This is a genomic window from Streptomyces sp. NPDC007205 (genome assembly GCF_040634095.1).
In the GTDB taxonomy this organism is placed as follows: domain Bacteria; phylum Actinomycetota; class Actinomycetes; order Streptomycetales; family Streptomycetaceae; genus Streptomyces.
This window is the reverse complement of record NZ_JBEYEW010000002.1, coordinates 530948-557275: the sequence shown is the minus strand read 5'-3', so window position 1 is coordinate 557275 and position 26328 is coordinate 530948. Positions and strand designations below refer to the sequence as shown.

Sequence of the window (26328 nt, the reverse complement as noted above, 5' to 3'; positions counted from 1 at the left end):
GCACGGGGAAAGAGAGCCGCCTCGTCAGCTCTTCGCTCCCACTGCGAACAGCAGGTAGAGGAAGGCTGCCAGGACGTGGCCGGCGGCGATGTAGATGATCAGGCGGATCCACAGGGCACGGGGGAACTTCGTCTCGGGGTTGCTCATGGCAGCTCTCCGGTCAGCGGGCCCAGGCACAGCGTGGCCGTCGGGCTCTGCAGCAGGGTGTGGACGAACAGCAGCTCGACGCCGTCATGGTCCTCGGCGGCGAGCCGGTGCGGGGTGAGCGAGTCGAAGTGCGCGCTGTCACCGGGCGCGAGCAGGTGCGCGGTGTCGCCGAGGCGCAGCCGGAGCCGGCCGCTGAGGACGTAGAGCCACTCCTCACCGGGGTGGACGCGCACGATGTCGCCCTGCGAGCCGTACGGCACGCGTACGCGCAGGGCCTGCATGCCGCGGCCCGGCGCCCCGGCCTGGACGTACGTCCAGCCGCCGGCCCTGGTCGGCTCCATGTCACCGGCCCGCACGATCGCGTTCCGGTCGGCGACCGTCTCACCGAGGAGCTGGGAGACGGTCGTACCGTAGATGCGGGCAAGAGCCAGCAGCATCGGCAGCGAGGGCTGCCGCTGTCCGGTCTCCAGCCGGGACAGATGGGCCGGCGAGAGCCCGGCGGCGCGGGCCGCGGCCTCCAGGGTGAGGCCGGCGCGCCGGCGCAGTCCGCGCAACTGCGGTGCGACGGCGGTCAGCTCGTCACCCGGGCCCGCCGATGGCGCGGCGTCTGAGGCGTTCATGCCTCCATTCAGCCCCAGCTTTGTCCATGTGGCAATTTCCTTGCCTCTGAGGCAAAGAAAAGCGAGCGCAGGTCGACGGCCATGCCCCTGCTACGATCAGCCCCGTTAGTTGAACGCGTTCAAAACAGGGGGTCGGTCATGGCAAGGAGCACCGCATCCGCAGGGACCGATTCGCCCGCCACCCTGCTCGGCCCCACGGCACTCGGGCTGGGGGGCGCGGCAGCGGCGGGCCTGTGCCCATGGCTCACGTTCGGCCTGATCCCCGTGATGCTCATCGGCGGCGCACTCGCCGTCGTCTTCGGCCTCACGGGGATCCACTACGCGCTGCGCGGCATCGGCCGACTGTGGACGGCCGCCACGGGAGCCGTCCTGGGCACGATCGGATTCGCCTATCCCTTCGTGCTGTTCCTGGCGTTCTTCCGGTGAGGGCCGGCTCCTCCCGCTGACGCTCAGCGGCCCGCCACCGCCTGCTTGATCAGGGTCTTGCCGAAGTCCCACATCAGGCCGCCGCCGTTGTGCGCGTCATCCATCACGGCACTGAAGGCGTCCACGAACCGGTCGACGTCCGCCTCGTCGATGATCAGCGGCGGGATCAGCTTGATCACTTCCAGGTGGTCACCGGAGACCTGGGTGAGGATCCGGTGCCGCTGCAGCAGCGGTACGACCACCATCTGCGCGAACAGGCCCTTGCGGGCGGCCTGCAGCATGGTCCAGCGGCTGCGCAGCTTCAGCGAGGACGGCCGGCCGAACTCGATGCCGATCATCAGGCCCCGGCCGCGGACGTCGGCGAGCAGCTCGTACTTCTCGATCAGCGCGGTCAGCCGGGACTTCAGCAGCTCGCCGGTCCTGCGCACACCGGCGACGATCTGCTCGTTCTCCATGACCGACAGCACGGCCAGGCCGCACGCCATCGCCGGGGCGCCCGAGCCGAAACTCGCCGAGTGGACCAGCACGCGGTCCATGGACGAGTACACCTTCTTGAAGATCCAGTCCTTGCCGAGGGTGGCGCCGACCGGGACATACCCGCCGGACAGGGCCTTGGCCACGCACACCAGGTCCGGTTCGACGCCGTCCTCGTGCTGGTAGGCGTAGAAGTCGCCGGTGCGGCCGAGACCGGTCTGCACCTCGTCGGCGATGAGCAGCGCCTTGTGCCGGTGCAGCAGCTCCTGCGCGGCGCGCAGATAGCCGGGCGGGGCCTCGTGCACCCCCTTGCCCTGGATCGGCTCCACGATCAGGGCGGCCACGTCGCCCTTCATCAACTCCCGCGCCAGGGCGTCGAGATCGCCGAGCGGTACGGCGGTGTCGGGCAGCAGCGGGGCGAAGCCGTCACGGAATCCGCTTTCGCCGTTGACCGACAGGGAGCCGGTGGTCAGACCGTGGAAGGCGTGGTCGCAGTAGAGGACACGGGGCTTGCCGGTGACGTACCGGGCGAACTTCAGGGCCGTCTCGACGGCCTCCGTGCCGCTGTTGCCGAAGAACACCCGGTCCAGGTGCGGGCTGTGGGCGAGGAGCCGTTCGGCGAGCAGGCCGGGCAGCGGCTGGCAGTCGAACCGGGTGAGGTCGGCGAGGTCCAGGTCGAGCACGTCGTGCAGCGCCTTGCGGACGACCGGGTGGTGACGGCCGAGGCCCATCACGCCGAACCCGGCGAGCATGTCGAGGTAGTCGTTGCCGTCGGCGTCGAAGAAGTGGGCGCCCTCGGCCCGCTCGTAGACCTTGTCGAAGCCGATGGTGTGCAGCATGCGCGGGAGCTGCGGGTTGAGGTACCTGGCGTGCAGATCGTAGCGTTCGGCTCCGCGCTCGGCGAGCAGGGCGCCGAGGTCGAACTCCGTGCTCATTCACTCTCCTTGGCTGTGCCGCCCGCGTCCTTGACGGCCAGGCTCGCACTGATCCGCCCGGCGATCTCGACGGGCGTGAGACCGATGTCGGCCAGCACCTCCCCGCGCTTGGCGTGCGCGAGGAACTGCTCCGGGATGCCGAACCGCCGTACCGGCACGTCCACGTCGGCGTCGCCGAGGGCCAGCGCCACGGCCGAACCGACCCCCGCGGAGCGGCTGTTGTCCTCCACCACGGCCACCAGGCGGTGTGCGGCGGCGAGGCCCGGCAGTGCGGGGTCGACGGGCTTGACCCAACGGGGGTCGACCACCGTGCAGGCGACACCACGCGCCTGAAGCAGGTCGGCGGCCTGCAGGCACACCGGCGCCATCACACCGACGGCCACCAGCAGCACTTCGGGGCGCTCGGCGCGGTGCAGCACGTCCATGCCGCCGACGCGGTCGACGGCCGGGATGTCCGGGCCGACCGACTCCTTCGGGAAGCGGACCAGGGTGGGCGCGTCGTCGACGGTGACGGCCTCGCGCAGCTGGGCGCGCAGCTGGCCGGCGTCGCGCGGGGCGGCGATCCTCAGGCCGGGGACGACCTGCAGGACCGACATGTCCCACATGCCGTTGTGGGAGGCCCCGTCGACGCCGGTGACACCGGCCCGGTCGAGGACGAAGGTGACCCCGCAGCGGTGCAGGGCGACGTCCATGAGCAGCTGGTCGAAGGCGCGGTTGAGGAAGGTGGCGTAGACGGCGACGACCGGGTGCAGTCCACCGGTGGCGAGACCGGCCGCGGAGACGGTCGCGTGCTGTTCGGCGATGCCCACGTCCCACACGCGGTCGGGGAAGCGCTCGGCGAACTTGCCGAGCCCGACCGGGTGCAGCATGGCCGCCGTGATGGCGACGACGTCGTCGCGTTCCTCGCCGATCCGTACGATCTCGTCGCCGAACACCGAGGTCCACGACGGCCCGTTGGACGGGGTGAGCGGCTCGCAGGTCAGCGGGTCCATCACGCCGACGGTGTGGAAGTGGTCCTCCTCGTGGTTGAGGGCGGGCTCGTAACCGCGGCCCTTCTCCGTGAGGCAGTGCACCAGGACGGGCCCGTGGAAGCGTTTCGCGCGGCGCAGCGCCGACTCGACGGCGCCGATGTCATGGCCGTCGATCGGGCCGACGTACTTCAGGCCGAGGTCCTCGAACATGCCCTGCGGGGCGAAGGCGTCCTTGAAGCCCTTCTTCGCGCCGTGCAGGGACTCGTAGAGGGTGTTGCCGACGACGGGTGTGCGCAGCAGTACGTCCTTGCCCCAGGCGAGGACCTTCTCGTAGCCGTCGGTGGTGCGCAGGGTGGCCAGGTGGCTGGCGAGGCCGCCGATGGTCGGGGCGTAGGAGCGTTCGTTGTCGTTGACGACGATGATCAGCGGCCGGTCCTTGGCGGCGGCGATGTTGTTCAGCGCCTCCCAGGCCATGCCGCCGGTCAGCGCGCCGTCGCCGATGACCGCGACCACATGGCCCTTCTCCCCCCGCACCTGGTTGGCCTTGGCCAGGCCGTCGGCCCAGCCGAGCGCGGTGGAGGCATGGCTGTTCTCGATGACGTCGTGCTCGGACTCCTCACGCGAGGGATAGCCGGACAGTCCGCCCTTGCCACGCAGCTTGGAGAAGTCCTGACGCCCGGTCAGCAGCTTGTGGACGTAGGACTGGTGGCCGGTGTCCCACAGGATGCGGTCGACCGGTGACTCGAAGACCCGGTGGAGCGCGACGGTCAGTTCCACCACGCCCAGATTGGGCCCGAGGTGACCGCCGGTTCTCGACACCGCATGCACCAGGAACTCACGTATCTCCTCGGACAGTTCACCGAGTTCCGCCTCGGACAGCGCCTTCAGGTCGCGTGGTCCACGGATGCTCTCCAGAATGGTCACACTGGGCCCCCTCTCGGTCCGTGCCGTGCTGTACTCAACTCACTTCGTCTGCGGGGCTCGTCCGCTCGGCGAGCTTCATGGCCTCCTCGATGAGGGTCTCCACGATCTTCGCCTCGGGTACGGTCTTGACGACCTCGCCCTTGACGAAGATCTGCCCCTTTCCGTTGCCCGAGGCAACTCCGAGGTCGGCCTCGCGGGCCTCGCCCGGACCGTTGACCACACATCCCATCACCGCGACCCTGAGCGGCACTTCCATGCCGTCCAGTCCCGCCGTGACCTCCTCGGCGAGCTTGTAGACGTCGACCTGGGCCCGGCCGCAGGACGGGCAGGAGACGATCTCCAGCCGCCGCTGCCTGAGACCGAGCGACTCCAGGATCTGGATGCCGACCTTGACCTCCTCCGCCGGCGGCGCGCTCAGGGAGACACGGATGGTGTCGCCGATGCCCCGGGACAGCAACGCCCCGAAGGCCACGGCCGACTTGATCGTCCCCTGGAACGCGGGACCCGCCTCGGTCACCCCCAGGTGCAGGGGGTAGTCGCAGCTTTCGGCGAGCTGCCGGTACGCCTCGATCATCACGACCGGGTCGTTGTGCTTGACGGAGATCTTGATGTCCCGGAAGTCATGCTCCTCGAAGAGCGACGCCTCCCACAGGGCCGACTCGACCAGTGCCTCCGGAGTCGCCCTGCCGTACTTCTGCAGCAGCCGCCGGTCCAGCGAGCCGGCGTTGACACCGATCCGGATGGGAGTGCCGTGGTCCTTGGCGGCCCGCGCGATCTCCTTCACCTGGTCGTCGAACTTCTTGATGTTGCCCGGGTTCACCCGGACCGCCGCGCAGCCGGCCTCGATGGCCGCGAAGACGTACTTCGGCTGGAAGTGGATGTCCGCGATCACCGGGATCTGCGACTTGCGGGCGATGGTGGCGAGGGCGTCCGCGTCGTCCTGCGTGGGGCAGGCGACGCGGACGATCTGGCAGCCGGACGCGGTGAGTTCCGCGATCTGCTGCAGGGTGGCGCCGATGTCCGACGTACGGGTCGTCGTCATCGACTGCACCGAGACCGGGGCTCCGCCCCCGACCGCCACCGGCCCGACATGGATCTGCCGCGACTGCCGCCGCGGTGCGACCGGCCGGGCCGGTACCTCGGGAACGCCCAAGGGGACGGCGGTCATCGCGTCACTCCCGGTTTCCGGAGACGGTCTCGCGCATGGCCCGCAGCGACTCCTTCAGGGAGCCCATGGTGGCGAGGACGGCGGTGGGCTCGTAGCCGCAGTGCGCCATGCAGTTGGCGCAGCGCGGGTCCTTGCCGCGGCCGTACTTGTCCCAGTCGGTCTCCTCGACGAGTTCCCGGTACGTCGGCACGTAGCCGTCGCTCATCAGGTAGCAGGGGCGCTGCCAGCCGAAGAGCGAGTAGTTCGGGATCGCCCACGCGGTGCACGGGAAGTCGACCTTGCCCTCGAGGAAGTCCAGGAAGAGCGGGGAGTGGTTGAGCCGCCACTTCTTGCGGTTGCCGCCCGCGAAGGCCTTCTTGAACAGTTCGCGGGTCTGCTCCACGCCGAGGAAGTGCTCCTGGTCGGGGGCCTTCTCGTAGGCGTAGGCGGGCGAGATCATCATCTCGTCGACCTTGAGGTCGTCGTTGAGGAAGTTGAGCACCTCGACGATCGTCTGCGGGGTGTCGGTGTTGAAGAAGGTCGAGTTGGTGGTCACCCGGAAGCCACGCCGCTGGGCCTCCTTGATGGCCGCCACCGCCTCGTCGAACACGCCCTCCTTCGCCACGGACTCGTCGTGCCGCTCACGCAGGCCGTCGATGTGCACGGCGAAGGCGAAATAGGGAGAGGGCTTGAATTTGTCGATCTTCTTGCGCAACAGCATCGCGTTGGTGCACAGGAAGACGTACTTCCGCCTGGCCACCAACTGGCGGACGATCTCGTCGATCTGAGGATGCATCAGGGGCTCGCCGCCGGCGATGGAGACCATCGGCGCTCCGGACTCCAGCACCGCGCCCACGGCCTGGGCGACCGGCATGCGCTGCTTGAGCACACCCGCCGGGTGCTGGATCTTGCCGCAGCCCTCGCACTTGAGGTTGCAGGCGAAGAGCGGTTCCAGCTCGACGATGAGCGGAAACTTGTCCCGCCTGCGCAGTTTCTGTTCGGCCAGGTAAGTAGCGACCTTGATGGACTGACGTAGCGGCATGGCCATCTGGCTCACCTCCGGGGGAGCAGCAAAGAACGGTGCCATTCGAAAAATGCGGGAAGAACGGATCGAAGAACACGGAAGGCCGATATTCCACCGCGCACCGTGCCGATCCGGACGAGTTCATGTTCGGGAGCGTCCACGACCACCCGTACGGCCGCAACCGGGCGCTCGCCGATGCGGACGGCGCTCAGCAGAGTGGCCGCCGACTCCATGTCGACCGCGATCGCGCCGGTCGCGAGCAGCCGGGACCGCTCGGGGCCGCGCACGACGTGGTCGGAGCCGGTCAGCGGGCCGGTGTGGACCGTGCGCCCGGGCAGCAGCCGCACGAGCTCCTTGACCAGCAGTTCGGTGCCCACGCAGGCGACGGTGCCGCGCGGCTCCCGGGTCTCCTCGGCGACCACCAGATCCCCGGGGTGCATACCGGGGGCGAGCCCGGCGCAGAAGCCGGTGGCCAGTACGGCGGCCTCGGCGAGGTGCGGCTCGGACAGGTACCCGGTGACGGACCGTTCCGCCGCCCGGGGGCCCATGCCCGTACGGACGAAGGTGACCGGCCCGCCGGCACCGCCGTGGTCGCCGGTGCGCAGGGCGAGATGCTCGATGCCGAGGGCGCAGGCGATCAGCAGCGGGGCCGGGGCGGGCTGGGTGCTCACCTCAGCTCACCTTGGCCCCGGACCACGGCTTCTTGGTGAGGAGGCCTCGCTCGAAGGGGTCGCCGTGCAGGTACCGGCCGAGCGCGGTGAGCGGGAAGACCTGCCGGTACAGGTGGTAGTTGATGGAGAAGTCCCAGGGGAAGCCGGTACCGGTGAAGTACGGCTCGTCCCAGGTGCCGTCCTCCCGCTGGGTGCCGGCCAGCCACTGGATGCCGCGCTCGACGGCCATGGAGTCCTTCTCCCCCGCCGCGAGCAGCGCCATCAGCGCCCATGCGGTCTGCGAGGCGGTGGAGGCGCCCCGGCCGCTCCATTCCTTGACGTGCTTGTAGGAGCGCAGGTCCTCGCCCCAGCCACCGTCGTCGTTCTGCACGCTCTCCAGCCAGGCCACGGCCCGCCGGATCGCCGGGTGCGAGCCGGGCAGTCCGGCCGCGGTCAGCGCGGGGACCACCGAACCGGTGCCGTAGATGTAGTTGACGCCCCAGCGGCCGAACCACGAGCCGTTCGGCTCCTGTTCGGCGAGCAGCCAGTCGATGCCCCGGCGGGTCCGCGGGTCGTGCGCGAGCCCCTCGGCGGCGAGCATCTCCACCACGTGCGCGGTGACATCCGCCGACGGCGGGTCGATGACCTCGCCGAAGTCGCAGAAGGGCAGCCGGTTCGGGAACGGGCTGGTGTTGTCGACGTCGAAGGCGCCCCACGCGCCGTTCTTCGACTGCATCCCGAGATTCCAGCGCACCGCGCGCCCGATGGCGTTGTCCACCTGCTCCGGGTCGTGGTGCCGGACGCGGCGCAGTGCGAGGGCGACCTCGGCGGTGTCGTCGATGTCCGGGTAGTTGTCGTTGTGAAACTCGAACGCCCAGCCGCCCGGCGGCAGTTGGGGGCGGCGTACGGCCCAGTCGCCGGGCCGGACGATCTCCTCGCCGAGCATCCAGTCGGCCGCCCTGACCAGTTGCGGATGGTCGGCGGGCAGGCCCGCGTCGACGAGCGCGATGGTGGCGAGGCAGGTGTCCCACACCGGGGACTGGCAGGCCTCGATCATCCGGGCGCCGTCCTCGCGCCACACGGCGAAACGGTCCAGCGAGGCGAGGCCCTCGCGCATCACCGGATGCTCCAGGTCGTAGCCGAGCAGGTGCAGGGCGATGACCGAGTACACGGCCGGGGGCTGGATGCCGCCCCAGCAGCCGTCGTTCTCCTGCCGCTCGATGATCCAGCGGGCGGCGGAGTTCATCGCGGCCTTGCGGAGTCTCTTCGGGGCGACCTTGCGGAACCGGTGCAGCGCCTTGTCCAGGCGCTGGAAGGCGCCGTCCCAACTGGCCACCGGGGCAAGCGGCTTCACCGGGTTCGGGTGCGCCGGGTCGGTGTGCAGCTCGTCCAGCGCGAAGGGGGCGGGGCGCACCGGGCGCTTGGCCGAGACAATGGTCAGCGGCACGATGGTCTGCCGGGCCCAGCACCCGAAGTCGTAGATGTTGAGCGGCATCCAGGTGGGGAACCAGATGAGTTCCGGGGGGAGTTCGGGCAGGTCCTCCCACTTCCACCAGCCGAACAGGGCGAGCCAGATCCGGGTGAAGACACGGGCGGCGGCGATGCCGCCGCGCTCGCGGATCCAGGCGGATGCCTTCGCCATGTGCGCCTCGTCGGGCGCGTCGCCGGCCAGGCGCAGCGCGACGTACGCCTCGATGGTGGCGGACAGTTCACCGGGCCCGCCGTAGAAGGTGGCCCAGGTGCCGTCCGCCCGCTGCTCGCCGCGGATGAACTTCGCGGCGGCCTGCGTGGTGTGCTCGTCACGGATTCCCAGGAACTGACGGAGCAGCAGGTCCTCGGCGTCCATGGTGACGTTGGTCTCCAGGTCGCCCTTCCACCAGCCCTGGGCGTCCTGCCGCGCGAGCAGGAAGTCGGTGGCGCGCCGGGTGGCGCGTACGGCGGCTTCTTGTACCCCGGCCGTCTCGGGGGTGGTGAAGGTGGTGTCGCTGGCCGCGGCAGCGCGGGACGGCACAGTCGCCCCGGTGCTTCCGTCGGTCGTCGCTGTCATGGCTTCCCCTTCGTGCAGTCGTGCGAGTCGTGCTGCTGTGGGTCCGCCGTCGGCCGGTGTCCGCACCATCCTGCGGCACCGGCCGGCGACTACGCGAGGTGTGTTGGGCCGATAGGGATCATCTCTTTCGTACGACGACGAAGTCGGCGAGCGCCGTGAAGGAGCCGCGTACCCGCTCGGGCATGTCGACGGCGTCGAGCGCTTCGATGGCGATGGTGTGCTGACGGCGCGCTTCCCCGGCCGTCCAGTCACGGCCGCCGGCCTCCTCGATGAGGGCCGCGCGGGCCGCGAACTCCTCCTCGGAGAAGTTCTCGAAGTCGCTGCTCTTGGCGTCCGCGGCGAGGATCTCGCCGAGCCGCTCGGAGGCGGAGCCGCCGGCCGCGAGCGCGGCGACGACCGGCAGGGACTTCTTGCGCTGGCGCAGGTCGCTCCAGGTCTGCTTGCCGGTGGCCTCCGGGTCGCCCCAGATGCCGAGCAGGTCGTCGACGGCCTGGAAGGCGAGGCCGAGATGATAACCGTACTTCTCCAGCGCGTCGGCGGTGGCGTCGTCCGCGCCGCCGAGGACCGCGCCGATGGAGCTGGAGGCGGCGAGCAGCGCGCCGGTCTTGTTGCCCTCCATCTCCAGGCACTCCTCGACACTGACGCGGTCGCGGTGCTCATAGGAGATGTCCTGCGCCTGACCGTCGATCAGGGCGCGGGTGGCGGTGGTCAGCCGGCGGGTGGCCCGGCCGGCCTCGACCGTGCCGAGCTCCAGCAGCACCTCGTTGGCGAGGGCGAACAGGGCGTCGCCGACCAGGATGGCCTGGGCGGGGCCGTGCACCTTCCAGACGGTGTCGCGGTGCCGGCGCTGCTCGTCGCCGTCCATCAGGTCGTCGTGCAGCAGGGAGAAGTTGTGGACGAGTTCGACGGCCACGGCACCCGGGATGCCCACCTCGGGCGCGGCACCGGTGACCTCGGCGGAGAGCACCGCGAGCGCGGGACGCACGGCCTTGCCGCCGTCGCCGTCGGCCGGGTTGCCGGCGGCGTCGATCCAGCCGAAGTGGTAGGCGGCGACGGTGTCCATGGGAGACGCCAGCCGGTCGACGGCCGCACGCAGGAACGGAGTGGCCAGGGTCCGGCCGCGCTCCAGCAGCGCGGTCACGTCCACCGCGGCCCGTGGGACGGGCGTCGAGGCCGGGGGCACAGTGGGCACAGTCTCTCCTCTTGTTGCGGTACCGGGGGTGCGGGAGCCTGCCGCGTGCCGGTCGGGCATCACGCCGCCTCCTCGAATGCGAAGAGATGGCGGGGGCGGGGCCGGCCCAGGGCGCCGAGCGCGGCGTCGGCCGCGCTCACTCCGCTGCGGACCGCACTCTCCATGGTCGCGGGCCACCCGGTGGCGGTCCACGCTCCGGCCAGGTACAGGCCGGGTGCCTGGGTGCGGGCGCCGGGCCTCAGACGCCCGACGCCGGGGGCGGGCGCGAACGTGGCCGTGCGCTCCCGGGTCACGAAGAAGTCCCTCACCACGGCGCCGCGGGTACCCGGGATCAGCCGCTCCAGCTCCGGCAGATAACGCTCGCGCAGGTCCGCGACCGGCAGATCGATCTCGCCGTGCGCCGCCGACTGGGACAGGGCGAGGTACTGGCCCCCGTCCAGTCCGGAGGCGTCGGTGCGGTCGAAGACCCACTGCACGGGGGTGCCGAGCGCGGCGAAGAAGGGGCGCGCGAGCACCTTGCGGTCGTAGACGACATGGACGTTCAGGATCGGCGCGGTGCCGATGCTCAGCAGCCGTTCGGGGGCGTCCAGGGCGCCGGGCGGCAGCAGGCCGTGGGTCTCGCTCTGGGGTACGGCGAGGACGACGGCGTCGGTTTCGAGGCGCTCACCGGGAACCTGAACGCTCCACGTGCCGTTTTCGTTGGTAGAGACGGAGGTGACGCGTGTACGGACCTCGGTACGGACGCCCGCGGAGTCGAGCGCCTTGCGGGCCAGCCGGTCGTGCAGTTCGCCCAGCGGGACGTGGGCCCAGCCGATGTCGGCCGCGCCCGGGTCGGACAGCAGACCGGTCTTGAACACCATCGCGGCGAGCCCCAGCGAGGCGTCGCCCGCGACCGCGTTGAGGGTGGCGACCCCGACCAGGTCCCACAGGGCCTCGACGGCGCGCGCCGACTGGCCGTGCGCGGCCAGCCAGCTGCCGAAGTCCTGGGTGTCCAGGGTCGGATCGGCGAGGTCGAGCCCCTTCAGCGCGAGCGCGGCCCGCCCGACCGCGGCACGCTCGGCGAGCGAGAGGTGCGGATAGGCGGCCAGGCTGCGCCCCAGATGCAGGGGGACGGGCAGCGGGTCGCGCCGCAGCCGGCCGAGCCGTCTGCCCTCGGGCTTGGTGACGTCGACGACGGGCACGTCCAGGCGGTCCTGCAGCGGAGCGAGCGCGGAGCCCTGGATCCGGTCGAGGAACCAGCGGTAGGCGGTGCAGCAGCGCAGGTAGACGTGCTGGCCGTTGTCGACGGTCAGTTCGCCGCGCTGGAAGGAGAAGGCGAGGCCGCCCAGCCTGGGCCGGCCTTCGAGCAGGGTGACGCGGACGCCCGCGTCGGCGAGCGCGAGCGCCGCGGTGATCCCGGCGAGCCCCCCGCCGACCACGACGGCACTGCGGCCTGCCGCGCCCTCGTACTGCGCGGTGCCGTGCGCCTGTGCGGGGCGCGAGCCGTCACTCATCGTGCGTCCTTCCGTGCGCGAGCGCTCCACGGGCAGGGCCGTGCTGGGCCGTCCTTCGTCTGCGGCTTCGTTGTTGCTGATCGTGCCCGCGCGGCGGTAGCCGCATGTCAGATACGGCCTCGCGCCCCTGCGCGGCGCCGGCGTGCTCGGTCGTCGCAGTCAGGGACGCCACGCCGCTGCGGAGGGTTGCCTGGCGCATGTCTCCTGGTTCGGAAAGGTCCATCAGGCGCGCCTCCTGACGGACCGCGGGGAGACATGGCGCGTCACATGCCGGGTGTCCAGGCCGGACAGGCCGCGTACGGCGACGTAGGCCTTCTCGCGTCCGGGCAGCGAGACCCGGCCGCGCAGCACGGCCTCGGGGTCGCGCTCGATGCGGTCCAGCAGCCGGCGGTAGATGCCGGCCATGGCGGCGACGCACGCGCCGCTGCGCCGGTCGAGCATGGGCAGCAGCCGGTAGCCCTCCGCGAAAAGGGCGCGGGCCCGCCGCACTTCGAAGTGCACGAGGCCCGCGAAGTCGGAGCCCTCCGGTGGCGTCGGCCCGTCGAACCCGGCCGAGCAGCCGAACTTGGCGAGGTCGTCGGCGGGCAGATAGGTACGGCCGCCGACGGCGTCCTCGCGGACGTCCCTGAGGATGTTGGTCAGCTGCAGGGCGAGGCCGAGCGTGTCGGCGTACTCGGATGCGCGCTCGGCGCCGCGCGCGCCCGGTTCGGTACCGAAGACGCCGAGCGAGAGGCGGCCGATGGCACCGGCGACACACCGGCAGTAGACCTTCAGGTCGTCCCAGGTCTCGTAGGTCTCGCCGCGCACGTCCATCTGAACGCCGTCGATCAGCTCGTCGAGGCCGCCGAGCGGGATCGGGAAAGCGCGTGCCGCATGGGTGAGGGCGACGGCGACCGGGTCGGTGTCGTCCTCCTCCACCTCGTCCTCCCGGACCCGGGCGAGCAGCGCTCTGGTGTCCTCCAGCCGCTTCAGCTTCACCGCGCCGGCCAGGTCGCCGTCGCCGATGTCGTCCACGCGCCGGGAAAACGCGTACAGCGCCGACATGGCGCGGCGCTTGGGCGTGGGCAGCAACCGGATGCCGTAGGCGAAGTTGCGGGCCTGCTGCCCGGTGACGGTCTCGCAGTAGCTGTAGGCGGCGAGTACCGGTCCGGACAGGTGCGACGGAGAATCCACGGTCCGGATCACCCCTCTCCTCGCAGGATCACGCCCGCCTCACGCAGCAACTGGACCTTGCCGGGTCGGGGCGGGCCGGGAAGTACGTCGTATTCGGCGGCGGCGATCGCGCGGATCGCCGCTCTTCCCCCCGCCACGAACCCTGCGAGCAGCAGCTTCAGCCTGCCGTGGACGCTACCCACCAGGGGGGCGCCTTCATTCAGCAGATCGCGGGCGCGTTGCGCTTCGTATGCAACCAGGGCGCGCACCGATGCGCCCGCGGTTTTTACGCCAAGATCCGTTTCCTGGACGTGAAAGCGCTTCATGTCCGCGGCCGGGAGGTAGATACGGTCGCGGCCGAGGTCCTCGGCGACGTCCTGGAGGTGTTCCACGATCTGCAGCGCGGTACAGATGGCGTCGGACAGCCGGATCCGTTCCGGGGTCGCGGTGCCGGTGACGGCGAGGACGAGGCGGCCGACGGGATTGGCGGACAGTTCGCAGTAGGCGAGGAGGTCGTCGTAGGTCTCGTACCGGGTGACGAGCTGGTCCTGACGGTTGGCGGCGATCAGGCCGAGGAAGGGTTCGGGGGTGAGGCAGCGGCGGCGGACGGTGGGCTGCAGGCGGCGCAGCAGCGGATGGCGCGGGGTGCCGTCGAAGACGCGGCGCAGGTCGGCCTCGAAGGCGTCGAGGAGGAGCAGGCGGTCCTCGGCCTCGGCGGGCGGCACGCCGAGCATCCGGGCGTCGGCTCCGCCCGGGGCGAGGTCGCCGTCGCCGATGTCGTCGACCAGACGGGCGAAGCCGTAGACGGCCATGAGGTCGTCGCGCCAGGTCCGGGGCAGGAAGAAGGGGGCCACGGGAAAGTTCTCGCTCGCGGCCTTGTCCAGGGTGGCGCGCTCCAGGTCCGGCGCCGTCTCGATGGCCGTCATCGGGCGCTGCCCGCGGCGGGGACGGCACATGCTGCGTTGAGCTGGGGAGTTTCCGTAGCCATTGCCGTCACATCTCCCGTTCTACACTGCCGACCCAATACACACTATTTCGGACACGCCGCCCGGCAATTCGCTGGGTCTCCTGGCGCAGGGCGTCGCGCATTATCGCCCCACTTGCCGCTTTCCGGCACTGGTACAGCTTACGTTGTACAACGCAACACGGTCCGTCGGGGTGTCCTGCGCATCACAACAACACACCGATTGGTTCCAAGATTCCTTGCGCTGGCCGGAGTTGACGGTTCCTTTACGGACGCGGGGCCCCGCCGGACGTACGGCGGGGCCCTGCGCCGAAACAGGCTACTTGCCCGTGAACTTCTCGTACTCCTTCAAAACCTCTTCGGTCGGTCCGTCCATACGCAGCTCACCGCGCTCCAGCCACAGGACGCGGTTGCAGGTGTCGCGGATGGACTTGTTGTTGTGACTGACCAGAAAAACCGTTCCGGCCTCCTTGCGCAGTTCCCGGATGCGTTCCTCGGAGCGCTTCTGGAACTTGCGGTCACCGGTGGCGAGCGCCTCGTCGATCATGAGGACGTCGTGGTCCTTCGCGGCGGCGATGGAGAACCGGAGCCGGGCCGCCATGCCGGAGGAGTACGTGCGCATCGGCAGGGTGATGAAGTCGCCCTTCTCGTTGATGCCCGAGAAGTCGACGATGTCCTGGTAGCGCTCCTTGATCTGTTCCCGGGACATCCCCATCGCGAGACCGCCCAGGATGACGTTGCGCTCGCCGGTCAGGTCGTTCATCAGGGCCGCGTTGACGCCGAGCAGCGAGGGCTGGCCGTCGGTGTACACCTTGCCCTTCTCGGCGGGCAGCAGGCCGGCGATGGCGCGCAGCAGCGTGGACTTGCCGGAGCCGTTGGAGCCGATCAGACCGATGGCCTCGCCGCGGTAGGCGACGAAGGACACGCCGCGCACGGCGTGCACCTTGCGCACCCCCCGTGCCGCGTCGTCGGCGCCTCGCTTCAGGATCCGGCTGAGGGCGGCCGTCGCGCTGCCCTTGCCGGTCTTGGCGCCGTTGACGCGGTAGACGATGTGCAGGTCGTCCGCGATGACCGTCGGGCGGCGCTCCTCGCGAGCCGGGTCGTTGTGCTCAGCCACGGCCGTACCTCTCCTCCGCCTTCCAGAAGTACACGAAGCCGCCGGCGAAGACGACCACGGCCCAGAACAGTGCGATGGCCCAGACGTGCGGCGGCAGGTTGGAGGCGCCGTAGCCGTCGATCAGCGCGTAGCGCATCAGGTCCATGTAGACCGCGGCCGGGTTGGCCTGGAGCAGCCGGACCGCGATCTCGGAGCGGCCCTCCATGATCTTGTTGATGGAGAACATGACGCCCGAGGTGTACATCCACGTGCGCAGGACGAACGGCATCAGCTGGGCGAGGTCCGGCGTCTTGGCGCCCATGCGGGCCACGATCAGCGCGAGCCCGGTGTTGAACAGGAACTGCAGCAGCAGGACCGGCACGATCAGCAGCCAGGAGGGGCTCGGGTAACTGCCGAAGCCGATCGCCACGACGAACATCACGATCATCGAGAACAGCAGCTGCTGGAGCTGCTGCAGCGAGAAGGAGACGGGCAGTGAGGCGCGCGGGAAGTGCAGGGCGCGCACCAGGCCGAGATTGCCGGAGATCGCGCGGACGCCCGACATGACCGAGCTCTGCGTGAAGGTGAACACGAACACACCCGTCACCAGGAACGGGATGTACACGTCCTGGGACAGGCCGCGGCTCGCGTGCAGGATCACGCCGAAGATGAAGTAGTACACGCCCGCGTTGAGCAGCGGTGTCGCGACCTGCCACAGCTGGCCCAGCTTGGCCTGGCTGTACTGGGCCGTCAGTTTCGCCTGGGAGAAGGCGAGGATGAAGTGGCGCCGCCCCCACAGCTGGCGGACGTACTCGGCCAGCGAGGGACGGGCGCCGCTCACGGCGAGCCCGTACCTGGCGGCGAGCTGCGCCGCCGTCAGCCCCTCGTCGGGCGACGGTATCGCGCTCACCGCGACACCGCCGTCATGCGTTGTGTGACTCACGAGTGGAAATCCGGAACTCTCTCGGTAAGAAGCTTGCTCTCTTCGGGTAAGAGAAGCTTCTCAGATCACCGGGGGCCGGCCCAGTCGGGTCAGCCGCCACACCGTGCGCCAGCGCATGGGACGGCGCGGTCCGCACGGCATGGTCCAGCCTTCCCGGAATCCGCCGAACCACGCCTTCAGGGCCGGCCGGGAGGGACGGCGCAGCAGCGTGAGCAGCAGCCAGACGCCGAGGTAGACGGGGACCAGGGGCGCGGGCAGGTTGCGCCGGGCCAGCCACACGCGGTTGCGGGCGACCATGCGGTGGTAGACCGCGTGCCGCGAGGGCGCGGTCGTCGGGTGGTACAGCACCATGTCGGACCGGTAGTCGATCATCCAGCCGGCGTCGAGGGCCCGCCAGGCCAGGTCGGTCTCCTCATGGGCGTAGAAGAACTCGTCCGGCAGGCCGCCGACCTCGGCGAAGACCCGGGTGCGGACGGCGTTGGCACCGCCGAGGAAGGTGGTGACCCGGGAGGAGCGCATCGGGTCGGAGGCGCGCAGCCGGGGCACGTGCCGGCGCTGGGTCTCGCCGGTCTCGGGGTCGGCGATGCGGAAGCTGATGATGCCGAGCTCAGGGTCGGCCTCGAACGCCTCGCGGCACAGCTCGGCGGTGTCGTGGCGGGCGAGCAGGCCGTCGTCGTCGAGGAAGAGCAATATGTCGACGTCGCGCCCGCTGGGGCCGAAGGCCTCTATGCCGACATTGCGGCCACCGGGGATGCCCAGGTTCTCGGGCAGCTCTATGGTGCGTACGCCGTCGGGGACGTCCGGCACGGGCGAGCCGTTGCCTACGACGACGACCTCGACGGTGTCGCCGTCCTGCCCCGCGACCGAGTCGAGCAGGGCCCGCAGCTCCCCGGGCCGGTTGCCCATGGTGATGATGACGGCGCCGACGCGCATCGCGGTACTCACTTCAGCCTGCTGGAGGCGAGGATGGAGACCAGGTGCAGCAGGGTCTGCAGCAGGGCGATGCCGGCCAGCACCGCGACACCCAGCCGGGAGAAGAACAGGTCGCCGCGGACCTGGTCGACGATGGCCAGGACCAGGATCAGCAGGGACGCCTCGATGCCGAGGATCAGCCGGTGGAACTTGAGGGCGGCGGCGGCCCGGCGAGCCAGCGCCATGCCGGAGGAACGCATCTCGGCGGCGGCCTCCTTGACCGGCGGCTTGCCGGCCTGGTGGCGGGCGACTCCGACGAGGTCGGTCTCGGCCTTGATGAGGATGGCGCCGAGTGCGGCCAGGGTACCGAGGAAGGCCCACAGCCAGTCGATACGTCCGCTGCCCCACAGGTCGGCGGCGCGCAGGCCGAAGCCGGTGAGCACCGCCGCGTCCGTGAGGTAGGCGCCGACCCGGTCGAGGTAGACGCCGTTCAGCGAGTACTGCTTCTTCCAGCGCGCGATCTCGCCGTCGACGCAGTCCAGCAGCAGGTACAGCTGGACGCACACCACGCCGAGCACGGCGCCCCAGATCCCCGGCACCAGGAGTGCCGGGGCCGCGAGCACGCCGAAGACGGTCATCAGGTACGTGAGCTGGTTGGGCGTGACCCTGGTGCCCACCAGGTAGCGGTCGACCCGCAGGGACACCTCGCGCATGTAGAGGCGTCCCATCCAGTGCTCACCGCTGCGCCGGTCCTTCACCCCCGCGGGGTGGACGACCGGACGGAGTTCAGCTACCGATGGCCTTGACATAGTCGGCGTAGATGTCCTTGATCTGGTTCGTCTTGAGGTCGAGGTGTTCGAGGATCGTGTAGCGGCCGGGGCGGGTCTCCGGGGCGAACTCCACGGCGCGCACGAACTCGTCCACGGTGAAGCCGATCTCCTCCGGCAGCACCGGAAGCCCGTGCCGGCGCAGCACCCCGGCCGTGTGGACCGCCTCCTCGTGGGCCCCGCGCAGATACATCGCGAAGGCGGCGCCCAGTCCGCACTGCTCGCCGTGGGCGGCGGACCGCTTGGGGAACAGGAGGTCGAAGGCGTGGTTGATCTCGTGGCAGGAGCCCGAGGCGGGACGGGAGTCGCCGGAGATCGACATCGAGATACCGGTGAGGACCAGTGCCTCGGCGAGCACCTGCAGGAAGCCGTTGTCGCCGATGCCGCCGGGGTGCCTGAGCACCGCCTCGCCGGCCTGACGGGCCATGGCCGCGGCGAGACCGTCGATCTTCTCGCCGTTGACGCGGTGGGACAGCTCCCAGTCCGCGACCGCGTTGATGTTGGAGATCGCGTCGCCGATGCCGGCCCGGACGAAACGGGCCGGGGCCTCCCGGATGACGTCCAGGTCGATGACGACGGCGATCGGGTTCGGCACACCGTAGGAGCCGCGCCCGGCGTCGTTGTCGAGGGTCGCGACCGGAGAGCACAGGCCGTCGTGCGCGAGGTTCGTCGGCACGGCGACCAGGGGCAGGCCGACACGGGCCGCGGCGAACTTGGCGCAGTCGATGATCTTGCCGCCGCCGAGTCCGACGACGGCGTCGTAGCGGCCGGACTTCATCTCGCCGGCCAGCCGGATCGCGTCGTCGAGGGTGCCGCCGCCGACCTCGTACCAGCTGGCGCCGGGCAGCGAGGGTGCGATGCGCTCCCGCAGCCTCGCCCCCGAGCCGCCGCTGACGGCGACGGCGAGCCGGCCGGACTGGGCGATGCGCTCGTCGGCGAGGACACAGGCCAGGTCGTCCAGGGCACCCGGGCGGATGTCCACGACGACCGGCGAGGGGATCAGCCGGGTCAGTACTGGCACGCGATCTCCCGGCCCTTGGCGAGGTCGTCGTGATTGTCGATCTCGACCCACCGGACGTCGCCGATCGGCGCCACGTCGATCCGGAAGCCGCGGTTCACCAGCTCCTGGTACCCGTGCTCGTAGAACTGCTGCGGGTCGGTCTCCCAGACCGTCTTCAGCGCGTCGGCCAGCTCGGCGGCGGCGTCGCCCTCGATCAGGGTGACGCCGATGTACTCGCCGGTCGCCTCGGCCGGGTCCATCAGCTTGGTGATCTTCGTCATGCCCTTCTCGGGGTCGACGACGACCTTCATCTCCTCGTCCGCGAGGGACTTCACGGTGTCGAGCGCGAGGATGATCCTCTTGCCGTCGCCGCGCGCGGCGAGCAGCGTCTTCTCGACGGAGACCGGGTGCACGGTGTCGCCGTTGGCGAGGATCACACCGTCCTTGAGGGCGTCACGGCCGCACCACAGGGAGTAGGCGTTGTTCCACTCCTCGGCCTTGTCGTTGTCGATCAGGGTGAGCTTGAGGCCGTACTTCTGCTCCAGGGCCGCCTTGCGCTCGTAGACGGCCTCCTTGCGGTAGCCGACGATGATCGCGACCTCGGTCAGACCGACCTCGGCGAAGTTGGCCAGGGTGAGGTCGAGGACCGTCGGTTCGCCCTCTATGCCCGCGGGCCCCACCGGCACCAACGCCTTGGGCAGGGTGTCGGTGTAGGGGCGCAGACGCCGTCCGGCGCCGGCCGCCAGCACGAGGCCGATCATGCGGGTTCTCCTTCGTCGTGTACGGCTGGGGCGCCTTCCCTGTGAGCGGCGACCCAGAAACGGATGCTCTCGACGAGCACCACGAGGGCGACGGCCACGGCGAGGACCGTGAGCGCGACCGTGAACTGCGAGGCGGTGAGCACGGCGGCCAGAACGGTGACGAGCAGCGTCCGCCCTTCGTGCCCCCCGATGGCGCGCACCAGCCAGGCCGGGGGCGCTCCGGCGTCGCCGCGGATGCGGTACACCGTGTCGTAGTGATGGTAGGCGACGGCGGCCACCAGCCCGAAAGCCGCCGGCAGCGCTCCGTTCACCCCCGCCTTGCCCGCGAGGGCGAGGACGGTGCCGTACTCGGCGGCCCGGAAGAAGGGCGGGACCAGCCAGTCGAGGGCGCCCTTGAGGGGGCGGGCGACGGCGACGGCCGAGGTGAGGACGTAGACCAGGGCGCCGATCACCGGCAGCACCGAGCCGTAGCCGGCCAGGGCGGAGCAGGCGACGACCGCGACGCCGCCGAGCAGAGCGAGGGCGGGGACGGCGAGACCCGGCAGGCCGCGCCGGGCGACCCGCCGGAGGGCGTCCGTCAGGGGTCCGGAGTCGGCGAGGTCCGCCAGCGCCCGGGCGGCCCGGTCCGTACGCCGGGCCTTGCGGGTCAGCGAGCGCAGCACCCGGCCGGCCGTGGTGTACGTCGCCGCGCAGGCACAGCCGATGAGCAGGACGGAGAAGGTGATGCGCGGGGTGGTGGCCGCGGTGAGGACCGCGATCATCGCCCAGCGCTCGCCGATGGGCAGAACGATCATCCGGCGCACCCACACCGTCCAGCCGACGCTGTCCAGCTTGTCGGAGAGGGCGGCGGTGGGGCTGGTGTTGGCGGTGGCGTCGTGGTTGGCCTCGTTGAAGGAGAAGTCGACCACGTGCCGGCAGGTCTGCAGGACCATCGCCCCGAGGGCGAGGGCCCACACGTCGTCGCCGCCCCGGGCCGCGCCGAGCGCGAGGCCGGCGTAGTAGGCGTACTCCTTGGCCCGGTCGAAGGTGGCGTCGAGCCAGGCGCCGAGCGTGGAGTACTGCAGGGCGTAACGGGCGAGCTGTCCGTCGGTGCAGTCCAGCACGAAGGACGCGATCAGCAGCACACCGGCCGCGACGAAGCCGCCGCGGGTGCCGGTGGCCGCGCAGCCCGCCGCGATCAGGGCGGTGAGCAGCGAGGCGGTGGTGACCTGGTTCGGGGTCAGGCCCCGGCGGGCGCACCAGCGGGCGAGGTGGCGCGAGTAGGGGCTGATGAAGAACGTGGTGAAGAAACCGTCGCGGGACTTCACGGCCGACTTCAGGCGTACCGCCTCGTCGTCGACGGCGGCGACGGCCTGCCGTGCCTCGTTGCGGGCCTGCGGGTCGGCGGGTACGGCGGCGACCAGGCTGCCCAGCTCGGGCCGGTGCACCTCGCAGCCGTCGGTGCCGAGGGCGGTGACGATCCGGTCGGCGAGGCTGTCCACGGCCAGTGCGGTACCGCCGCCGGCCGAGGTCTCGCGGGCCACGGCCCGGGTCAGCACCTGCCGGGCGGCCGGCTGGGCGGTGACGGCGCCGGGGATCGCGGAGAGCGGGAAGCGCGGGTCGGTCAGGCCGAGGCGCAGGGCGTGCTCGTGGCCGACGAAGCGGGCGTCGACCAGGGCCACCCGGTCGCCGGCCGGAGCGGCGGCGAGCAGGGTCTCGGCCTCGGCGGCGTCCGCTGCCACCCGGACGTCGAAGCCGAGCGACCGCAGATCGTTCTCGAGAGACGATCCGGGGACCGGCTGACCGGTGACGATGGCGGTCGGCAACCGAACTCACTCCCTGGGTGCCGGCGCGGGCGCCGGTCTCTCACGTGGTGGGGCGCCCTGCCTGCGGCACCGGGGCGGCATGTCGGCAGAGGCTATCGGATGGGCGGAAGCCCATGTTCACCGGCCGTTCACGGCCCGGTCCACGGGGGCCGCCCCGGCCTTTGCCGCGGTCATCATCGGTGATCCGGGGCCCGCCCCACAAACCCGTGGGCGCAGACCCGGGCATCCCCGGGCATCGGCGACACGGGGCGGCTCGGCATAGGGTGGACGACCATGACTTGGCTGATCACCGGCGGAGCCGGATACATCGGGGCACATGTGGCGCGGGCCATGACCGGGGCCGGGGAACGCGTCGTGGCGCTGGACGACCTGTCCGCCGCCGTCCCCGGCCGGCTCCCGGCGGACGTCCCCCTGGTCGAGGGGTCCACGCTGGACGGGGCGCGCCTCAAGCGGGTCTTCGCGGAGTACGGCGTCACGGGCGTCGTCCACCTGGCGGCGCGCAAGCAGGTCGCCGAGTCGGTGGCCCAGCCCACCCGCTACTACCGGGAGAACGTGGGCGGCCTCGCCACGCTCCTGGACGCGGTCGCCGAGGCCGGGATCGACCGCCTGCTGTTCTCCTCGTCGGCCGCGGTGTACGGCAACCCGGACGTGGACCTGATCACCGAGGACACCCCGTGCGCACCGGTGAACCCCTACGGCGAGACCAAGCTGGCCGGGGAGTGGCTGGTACGGGCGGCCGGAACAGCGCACGGAATCTCCACGGTGTGCCTGCGCTATTTCAACGTGGCGGGCGCCACGGCGCCGGAGCTGGCGGACACGGGCGTGTTCAACATCGTGCCGATGGTCTTCGACCGGCTCACCCGCGACGAGGCCCCGCGGATCTTCGGCGCCGACTATCCGACACCGGACGGCACCTGCATCCGCGACTACATCCATGTGGCCGACCTCGCCGAGGCCCATCTCGCGGCGGCGCGGCGGCTCGCCGACGGCGGCCGGTCCGGCGATCTGACGCTGAACATCGGGCGGGGCGAGGGTGTCTCGGTACGCGAGCTGATCACGGTCATCGGTGAGGTCACCGGGGACCGCCGGGAGCCGGTGGTGGAGGGGCGCCGGCCGGGGGACGCGCCGCGTGCGGTCGCCTCGGCCGAGCGGGCCGCCGAGACCCTCGGCTGGCGGGCCGGGCGCGGGGTGCGCGAGATGGTCGAGTCGGCCTGGCAGGGCTGGCAGCTGCGCCACGGCGGCTGACCGGTACGCAGCGGTACCCGCCGTGACCTGCGGAACGTTTCCGCAGGTCACGGCACATGACAACGGTGTTCAGTGCCGCGTTGCCGTATACCCCCCGCCCGTAGTTCACTGGGCCCTGCCGGACGGAACACGGAAGGGCGGTTGTCATGGGGGCAGGGCACGACCACGGGCACGCGCACACGCATGTGCCGGCCACGGGTACGGCCGCGGCCGCTTACCGCGGCCGGCTGCGGATCGCGCTGGGCATCACGCTCACGATCATGGTCGTCGAGATCGTCGGCGGCCTGGTCGCGAACTCGCTCGCGCTGATCGCGGACGCGGCCCACATGGCGACCGACGCGGTGGGGCTGGGCATGGCCCTGCTCGCGATCCACTTCGCGAACCGCCCGCCGAGCACCAGCCGCACCTTCGGCTACGCGCGCGCCGAGATCCTGGCCGCCCTGGCCAACTGCCTGCTGCTGCTCGGGGTCGGCGGATACGTCCTGTACGAGGCGGTCCAGCGGTTCGTCACGCCCGCGGACACCCGGGGCGGCGTGATGATCGTGTTCGGCCTGATCGGCCTGGTCGCCAACAGCATCTCGCTGACCCTGCTGATGCGCGGGCAGAAGGAGAGCCTGAACGTGCGCGCCGCCTTCCTGGAGGTCGCCGCGGACGCGCTGGGCTCGGTCGCGGTGCTGATCTCGGCCGCGGTGATCCTCAGCACGGGCTGGCTGGCCGCCGACCCGGTGGCCTCGCTGGTCATCGGCGTCATGATCGTGCCGAGGACGCTGAAGCTGCTGCGCGAGACGCTGGACGTGCTGCTGGAGGCGGCCCCGAAGAACGTCGACATGACCGAGGTGCGGGCGCACATCCTGGCGCTGGACGGCGTGGAGGACGTACACGACCTGCACGCCTGGACGATCACCTCCGGCATGCCGGTGCTGTCCGCACACGTGGTGGTCAGTTCGGACGTGCTCAGCGCCATCGGCCACGAGAAGCTGCTGCACGAGCTGCAGGGCTGCCTCGGCGACCACTTCGACGTTGAGCACTGCACCTTCCAGCTGGAACCGGGCGGGCACGCGGAGCACGAGGCCCGACTCTGCCACTGAGGGCATCGAACATCGGTTCGACACCCACCCCGGACGGTTCCGTGATCACCTGACCGGGCACGATGATCTACCGGGTCCCACTTCCGGTACCGCCACGCGTGCGGACGTGCGGGGAAGTGCCGGGAGTGCCGGATTCGTACGGCAGACTTGGGGTGCGAAGACCGAGGCGAAGGATGGGTATGCCGATCACACCTGCCACCGCGACGCACAATTCGTCGAATGGCACCGCAGAGGCGATTTTGCTGGAACTGGTCGACGAGAAGGGTGTGACGATCGGTACGGCGGAGAAGCTCGCCGCCCACCAGCCGCCGGGACAGCTGCACCGCGCGTTCTCGGTGTTCCTCTTCGACGAGCAGGGCCGGCTGCTGCTGCAGCAGCGGGCGCTCGGCAAGTACCACTCCCCCGGTGTGTGGTCCAACACCTGCTGCGGCCACCCGTACCCGGGCGAGGCACCGTTCGCCGCCGCGGCCCGGCGCACGTTCGAGGAGCTGGGCGTGTCCCCGTCGCTGCTGGCGGAGGCGGGCACGGTCCGCTACAACCACCCGGACCCGGCCTCGGGCCTGGTCGAGCAGGAGTACAACCACCTCTTCGTCGGCCTGGTGCAGGCGCCGCTCGCGGTGGACCCGGAGGAGGTCGGGGCCACGGCCTTCGTGACGGCGGCCGAGCTGACGGAGCGGCACGCCGGCGACCCGTTCTCCGCCTGGTTCATGACCGTCCTGGACGCGGCCCGTCCGGCGATCAGGGAGCTGACGGGCCCGTCCGCGGGCTGGTGAGCGGTCCCCCGGCGGACCCCCCTGCCCGGGCGACCGCGGAAGCGTCACGGCGCGGCGGCTCTACGGGAGCGCCGCAGGTGCGAGCGGCTCTGCGGGAGCGCCGCAGGTGCGAGCGGCTCTGCGGGAGCGCCGCAGATGCGAGCGGGCTCTGATGAAGCGCACGGGCGCGAGCGGCTCTACCGAAGCGCACGGGCGCGGGCGGCCCCGCCGGACCGGCCGCAGGCGTGAGCGGCTCTACGGAAGCGCCGCTGGCTTGAGCGGTTCCACGGAAGCGCACGGGCGCGAGTGGACCCGCAGGACCGGCCGCAGGTGCGAGTGACTCTACCGAAGCGCACGGGCGCGAGCGGCTCTACCGAAGCGCACGGGCGCGGGCGGCCCCGCCGGACCGGGCCGCAGGCGCGAGCGGCTCTACGGAAGCGCCGCAGGCGTAAGCGGCTCTACGGAAACGCCGCCGGCTTGAGCGGCAGGGCGGCCCAGATCACCTTGCCGCCGCTCGCGGTGTGCTCCACGTCGACCATGCCGCCCGCCTCCCGTGCCACCTCGCGGACCAGGAGCAGGCCCCGGCCGCCGGTCTGGCCGTGGTCGGCCTCCAGCGCGGTCGGGCGGTAGGGGTGGTTGTCCTCCACGGACACCCGCACCCACTCGGCTCCGACGGCGACCTCCACGGCCAGCATCGGCGACAGCAGCGCCGCGTGCCGTACCGCGTTGGTGACCAGCTCGGAGACGATCAGCAGCAGGCCGTACACCAGCTCGTCGGAGACCGGCACGCCCTGGCGCAGCAGCAGGTCCCGGACGGCGTGCCGGGCCTGCGGGACCGAGGCGTCCACCGCGGCGGCGGTGAACCGCCAGACGCCCTCGTACGGCAGTGGATCGGGCGGCCGCTCGGCCTCCCCCGCTGGGCGCGGGCCATCCCCGCGCCCGTGGTTGTCCATCGTCCGGTCGCCACCCTCGCGCTCGATTGTCACCACACGTCGAGTGTTGGTAACGATCCGCTGCGGACTTTGCACCTGAACGCAAGTCACCGGGTATCGAGCGGTTCATGACCGAGTGCGTATGACACGGTCACGTGTAGGACTGTTTCCTGTCGCCCGGGCGCCGGTTCCCGAACTAATCGGGTCGTCGGGTCGGGGCTACCGCTGCTCGGAGACGAGCCCGACGACCCGGCGCCCGCCGTAGCCGGTGGCCACGAGGCCGAGGCCGTCGAAGAGCAGGGCGAGCGAGAAGAACGCACCGATGACGTACTGGCTGCTGCTCGGCCAGGAGCCGAGGACCAGGATCCCGAGCAGCAGGTCGAAGGCACCGAGAAGCAGCGTCCAGCCGAACTGCGGACCGCGCACGATCACGCTGCCGACCAGCCGGAAGAGGCCCGCGGAGAGGAACAGCAGCGCGGCGAACATGGTGAGGGCGACGGCGGCCGCGTGCGGCAGGCGGATGACGACGGCTCCGGCCGCGATGTTCAGGGCGGCGACGATGACGCCGAGCCAGAAGAAGCTGGTGCCTCGGGCCTGGATCGCGTGCAGCAGGCCGACGATCCCGCCGACCAGCAGCAGCCAGCCGAACAGCAGCATCGAGGTGAGCGTGGCGAAGGCGACGTAGACGAGTCCGACGAGCCCGGCGACCACCAGGATCACGCCGAGCGCGGCGAGCCAGCCGAAGCCGTGGCGCAGCTTCGTCACCCTGTCCTTGGGCTTGCGTGTGCCGAACCTGGCCAT

Annotated in this window: 25 protein-coding genes; 4 read left to right on the top strand and 21 right to left on the bottom strand. The window is 71.0% G+C overall.

Annotated elements, in window-relative coordinates:
• Positions 1-24: 24 nt before the first annotated feature.
• Together ABZ624_RS06080 and ABZ624_RS06075 are read right to left on the bottom strand one after the other, a co-directional pair.
• A complete protein-coding gene (locus tag ABZ624_RS06080) occupies positions 25-147 on the bottom strand; it encodes a DUF6126 family protein (RefSeq protein WP_360083057.1) in 123 nt (40 codons plus the stop codon).
• Positions 144-767 carry an XRE family transcriptional regulator gene (locus ABZ624_RS06075; RefSeq protein ID WP_360083055.1) on the bottom strand — a complete coding sequence of 208 codons (624 nt, stop codon included), beginning with the start codon at positions 765-767 and terminating at the stop codon, positions 144-146. Before ABZ624_RS06075 ends, ABZ624_RS06080 begins: the two co-directional genes overlap by 4 nt.
• 138 nt (positions 768-905) lie before the next feature.
• Here ABZ624_RS06075 and ABZ624_RS06070 point away from each other — a divergent pair, with 138 nt between their 5' ends.
• Positions 906-1193, top strand: coding sequence for a hypothetical protein (locus ABZ624_RS06070; RefSeq protein ID WP_360083053.1), 288 nt, complete (start codon positions 906-908; stop codon positions 1191-1193).
• A gap of 23 nt (positions 1194-1216) precedes the next feature.
• Here the strand turns inward: ABZ624_RS06070 and ABZ624_RS06065 are convergent, their stop codons facing one another.
• The 17 genes from ABZ624_RS06065 to ABZ624_RS05985 form a co-directional block, all read right to left on the bottom strand.
• Positions 1217-2602 (bottom strand): aspartate aminotransferase family protein, encoded by a 1386-nt coding sequence (locus tag ABZ624_RS06065; protein ID WP_360083051.1) that lies wholly within the window; start codon positions 2600-2602, stop codon positions 1217-1219.
• Positions 2599-4497 (bottom strand): 1-deoxy-D-xylulose-5-phosphate synthase, encoded by a 1899-nt coding sequence (dxs, locus tag ABZ624_RS06060; protein ID WP_360083049.1) that lies wholly within the window; start codon positions 4495-4497, stop codon positions 2599-2601. The genes ABZ624_RS06065 and dxs overlap by 4 nt, the downstream gene beginning before the upstream one ends.
• Positions 4498-4531: 34 nt before the next feature.
• The gene (ispG, locus tag ABZ624_RS06055) at positions 4532-5665 is read right to left on the bottom strand and encodes a flavodoxin-dependent (E)-4-hydroxy-3-methylbut-2-enyl-diphosphate synthase (RefSeq protein ID WP_360083047.1); all 1134 of its coding nucleotides are present in this window, start codon (positions 5663-5665) and stop codon (positions 4532-4534) included.
• A gap of 4 nt (positions 5666-5669) precedes the next feature.
• Positions 5670-6692: an adenosyl-hopene transferase HpnH gene (hpnH, locus tag ABZ624_RS06050; protein ID WP_360083045.1), complete on the bottom strand. Its 1023-nt coding sequence runs from the start codon at positions 6690-6692 to the stop codon at positions 5670-5672.
• Between the two features lie 5 nt (positions 6693-6697).
• Entirely contained in the window at positions 6698-7339 is a 642-nt protein-coding gene (locus ABZ624_RS06045; RefSeq protein WP_360083043.1) for a 1-hydroxy-2-methyl-2-butenyl 4-diphosphate reductase, read from the bottom strand.
• A 1-nt stretch (position 7340) separates the two neighbouring features.
• Positions 7341-9365, bottom strand: a complete 2025-nt coding sequence (gene shc / locus ABZ624_RS06040) for a squalene--hopene cyclase (protein WP_360083041.1) — start codon at positions 9363-9365, stop codon at positions 7341-7343.
• A gap of 118 nt (positions 9366-9483) precedes the next feature.
• The gene (locus ABZ624_RS06035; RefSeq protein WP_360083225.1) at positions 9484-10548 is read right to left on the bottom strand and encodes a polyprenyl synthetase family protein; all 1065 of its coding nucleotides are present in this window, start codon (positions 10546-10548) and stop codon (positions 9484-9486) included.
• A 68-nt stretch (positions 10549-10616) separates the two neighbouring features.
• Complete coding sequence (gene hpnE, locus ABZ624_RS06030; RefSeq protein WP_360083039.1) at positions 10617-12050, bottom strand: hydroxysqualene dehydroxylase HpnE; 1434 nt, start codon at positions 12048-12050, stop codon at positions 10617-10619.
• Positions 12051-12272: 222 nt separating this feature from the next.
• Entirely contained in the window at positions 12273-13235 is a 963-nt protein-coding gene (gene hpnD, locus ABZ624_RS06025) for a presqualene diphosphate synthase HpnD (protein WP_360083037.1), read from the bottom strand.
• Complete coding sequence (gene hpnC / locus ABZ624_RS06020; protein WP_360083035.1) at positions 13232-14128, bottom strand: squalene synthase HpnC; 897 nt, start codon at positions 14126-14128, stop codon at positions 13232-13234. The genes hpnD and hpnC overlap by 4 nt, the downstream gene beginning before the upstream one ends.
• Before the next feature lie 357 nt (positions 14129-14485).
• Positions 14486-15283, bottom strand: a complete 798-nt coding sequence (locus ABZ624_RS06015; protein ID WP_360083033.1) for an ABC transporter ATP-binding protein — start codon at positions 15281-15283, stop codon at positions 14486-14488.
• Positions 15276-16205, bottom strand: coding sequence for an ABC transporter permease (locus ABZ624_RS06010; RefSeq protein ID WP_360083031.1), 930 nt, complete (start codon positions 16203-16205; stop codon positions 15276-15278). Before ABZ624_RS06010 ends, ABZ624_RS06015 begins: the two co-directional genes overlap by 8 nt.
• A 60-nt stretch (positions 16206-16265) precedes the next feature.
• Complete coding sequence (locus tag ABZ624_RS06005; protein WP_360083223.1) at positions 16266-17138, bottom strand: glycosyltransferase; 873 nt, start codon at positions 17136-17138, stop codon at positions 16266-16268.
• Between the two features lie 8 nt (positions 17139-17146).
• Positions 17147-17926 (bottom strand): CDP-alcohol phosphatidyltransferase family protein, encoded by a 780-nt coding sequence (locus ABZ624_RS06000; protein ID WP_360083029.1) that lies wholly within the window; start codon positions 17924-17926, stop codon positions 17147-17149.
• Entirely contained in the window at positions 17904-18965 is a 1062-nt protein-coding gene (locus ABZ624_RS05995; RefSeq protein WP_360083027.1) for an iron-containing alcohol dehydrogenase family protein, read from the bottom strand. Before ABZ624_RS05995 ends, ABZ624_RS06000 begins: the two co-directional genes overlap by 23 nt.
• The gene (locus ABZ624_RS05990; protein WP_360083025.1) at positions 18953-19705 is read right to left on the bottom strand and encodes a phosphocholine cytidylyltransferase family protein; all 753 of its coding nucleotides are present in this window, start codon (positions 19703-19705) and stop codon (positions 18953-18955) included. The genes ABZ624_RS05995 and ABZ624_RS05990 overlap by 13 nt, the downstream gene beginning before the upstream one ends.
• Positions 19702-21510, bottom strand: coding sequence for a DUF5941 domain-containing protein (locus tag ABZ624_RS05985; protein WP_360083023.1), 1809 nt, complete (start codon positions 21508-21510; stop codon positions 19702-19704). Before ABZ624_RS05985 ends, ABZ624_RS05990 begins: the two co-directional genes overlap by 4 nt.
• 273 nt (positions 21511-21783) lie before the next feature.
• Between ABZ624_RS05985 and galE the strand changes: the two genes are divergently transcribed.
• From galE to idi, 3 genes are all read left to right on the top strand, one after another.
• Positions 21784-22755 (top strand): UDP-glucose 4-epimerase GalE, encoded by a 972-nt coding sequence (gene galE, locus ABZ624_RS05980; RefSeq protein WP_360083021.1) that lies wholly within the window; start codon positions 21784-21786, stop codon positions 22753-22755.
• A gap of 146 nt (positions 22756-22901) precedes the next feature.
• Complete coding sequence (locus ABZ624_RS05975; protein ID WP_360083019.1) at positions 22902-23843, top strand: cation diffusion facilitator family transporter; 942 nt, start codon at positions 22902-22904, stop codon at positions 23841-23843.
• A gap of 179 nt (positions 23844-24022) precedes the next feature.
• On the top strand, positions 24023-24616 hold the full coding sequence (gene idi / locus ABZ624_RS05970) for an isopentenyl-diphosphate Delta-isomerase (protein WP_360083017.1): 594 nt from the start codon (positions 24023-24025) through the stop codon (positions 24614-24616).
• Between the two features lie 437 nt (positions 24617-25053).
• Here the strand turns inward: idi and ABZ624_RS05965 are convergent, their stop codons facing one another.
• Complete coding sequence (locus tag ABZ624_RS05965) at positions 25054-25548, bottom strand: ATP-binding protein (protein ID WP_360083221.1); 495 nt, start codon at positions 25546-25548, stop codon at positions 25054-25056.
• Positions 25549-25746: 198 nt separating this feature from the next.
• A complete protein-coding gene (locus tag ABZ624_RS05960) occupies positions 25747-26328 on the bottom strand; it encodes a DUF308 domain-containing protein (RefSeq protein ID WP_360083015.1) in 582 nt (193 codons plus the stop codon).

Bases quoted from the DNA above. Each gene is read 5' to 3' on its own strand.
- hpnH (WP_360083045.1), bottom strand. From the start codon at position 6,692: ATGGCCATGCCGCTACGTCAGTCCATCAAGGTCGCTACTTACCTGGCC.
- ABZ624_RS06080 (WP_360083057.1), bottom strand. From the start codon at position 147: ATGAGCAACCCCGAGACGAAGTTCCCCCGTGCCCTGTGGATCCGCCTG.
- ABZ624_RS05990 (WP_360083025.1), bottom strand. From the start codon at position 19,705: ATGATCGGCCTCGTGCTGGCGGCCGGCGCCGGACGGCGTCTGCGCCCC.
- ABZ624_RS06000 (WP_360083029.1), bottom strand. From the start codon at position 17,926: ATGTCAAGGCCATCGGTAGCTGAACTCCGTCCGGTCGTCCACCCCGCG.
- shc (WP_360083041.1), bottom strand. From the start codon at position 9,365: ATGACAGCGACGACCGACGGAAGCACCGGGGCGACTGTGCCGTCCCGC.
- ABZ624_RS06070 (WP_360083053.1), top strand. From the start codon at position 906: ATGGCAAGGAGCACCGCATCCGCAGGGACCGATTCGCCCGCCACCCTG.
- ABZ624_RS06065 (WP_360083051.1), bottom strand. From the start codon at position 2,602: ATGAGCACGGAGTTCGACCTCGGCGCCCTGCTCGCCGAGCGCGGAGCC.
- hpnE (WP_360083039.1), bottom strand. From the start codon at position 12,050: ATGAGTGACGGCTCGCGCCCCGCACAGGCGCACGGCACCGCGCAGTAC.
- idi (WP_360083017.1), top strand. From the start codon at position 24,023: ATGCCGATCACACCTGCCACCGCGACGCACAATTCGTCGAATGGCACC.
- ABZ624_RS06005 (WP_360083223.1), bottom strand. From the start codon at position 17,138: ATGCGCGTCGGCGCCGTCATCATCACCATGGGCAACCGGCCCGGGGAG.
- galE (WP_360083021.1), top strand. From the start codon at position 21,784: ATGACTTGGCTGATCACCGGCGGAGCCGGATACATCGGGGCACATGTG.
- ABZ624_RS05960 (WP_360083015.1), bottom strand. From the start codon at position 26,328: ATGGCCAGGTTCGGCACACGCAAGCCCAAGGACAGGGTGACGAAGCTG.
- ABZ624_RS06075 (WP_360083055.1), bottom strand. From the start codon at position 767: ATGAACGCCTCAGACGCCGCGCCATCGGCGGGCCCGGGTGACGAGCTG.
- ABZ624_RS05965 (WP_360083221.1), bottom strand. From the start codon at position 25,548: ATGGACAACCACGGGCGCGGGGATGGCCCGCGCCCAGCGGGGGAGGCC.
- hpnC (WP_360083035.1), bottom strand. From the start codon at position 14,128: ATGACGGCCATCGAGACGGCGCCGGACCTGGAGCGCGCCACCCTGGAC.
- ispG (WP_360083047.1), bottom strand. From the start codon at position 5,665: ATGACCGCCGTCCCCTTGGGCGTTCCCGAGGTACCGGCCCGGCCGGTC.
- ABZ624_RS05975 (WP_360083019.1), top strand. From the start codon at position 22,902: ATGGGGGCAGGGCACGACCACGGGCACGCGCACACGCATGTGCCGGCC.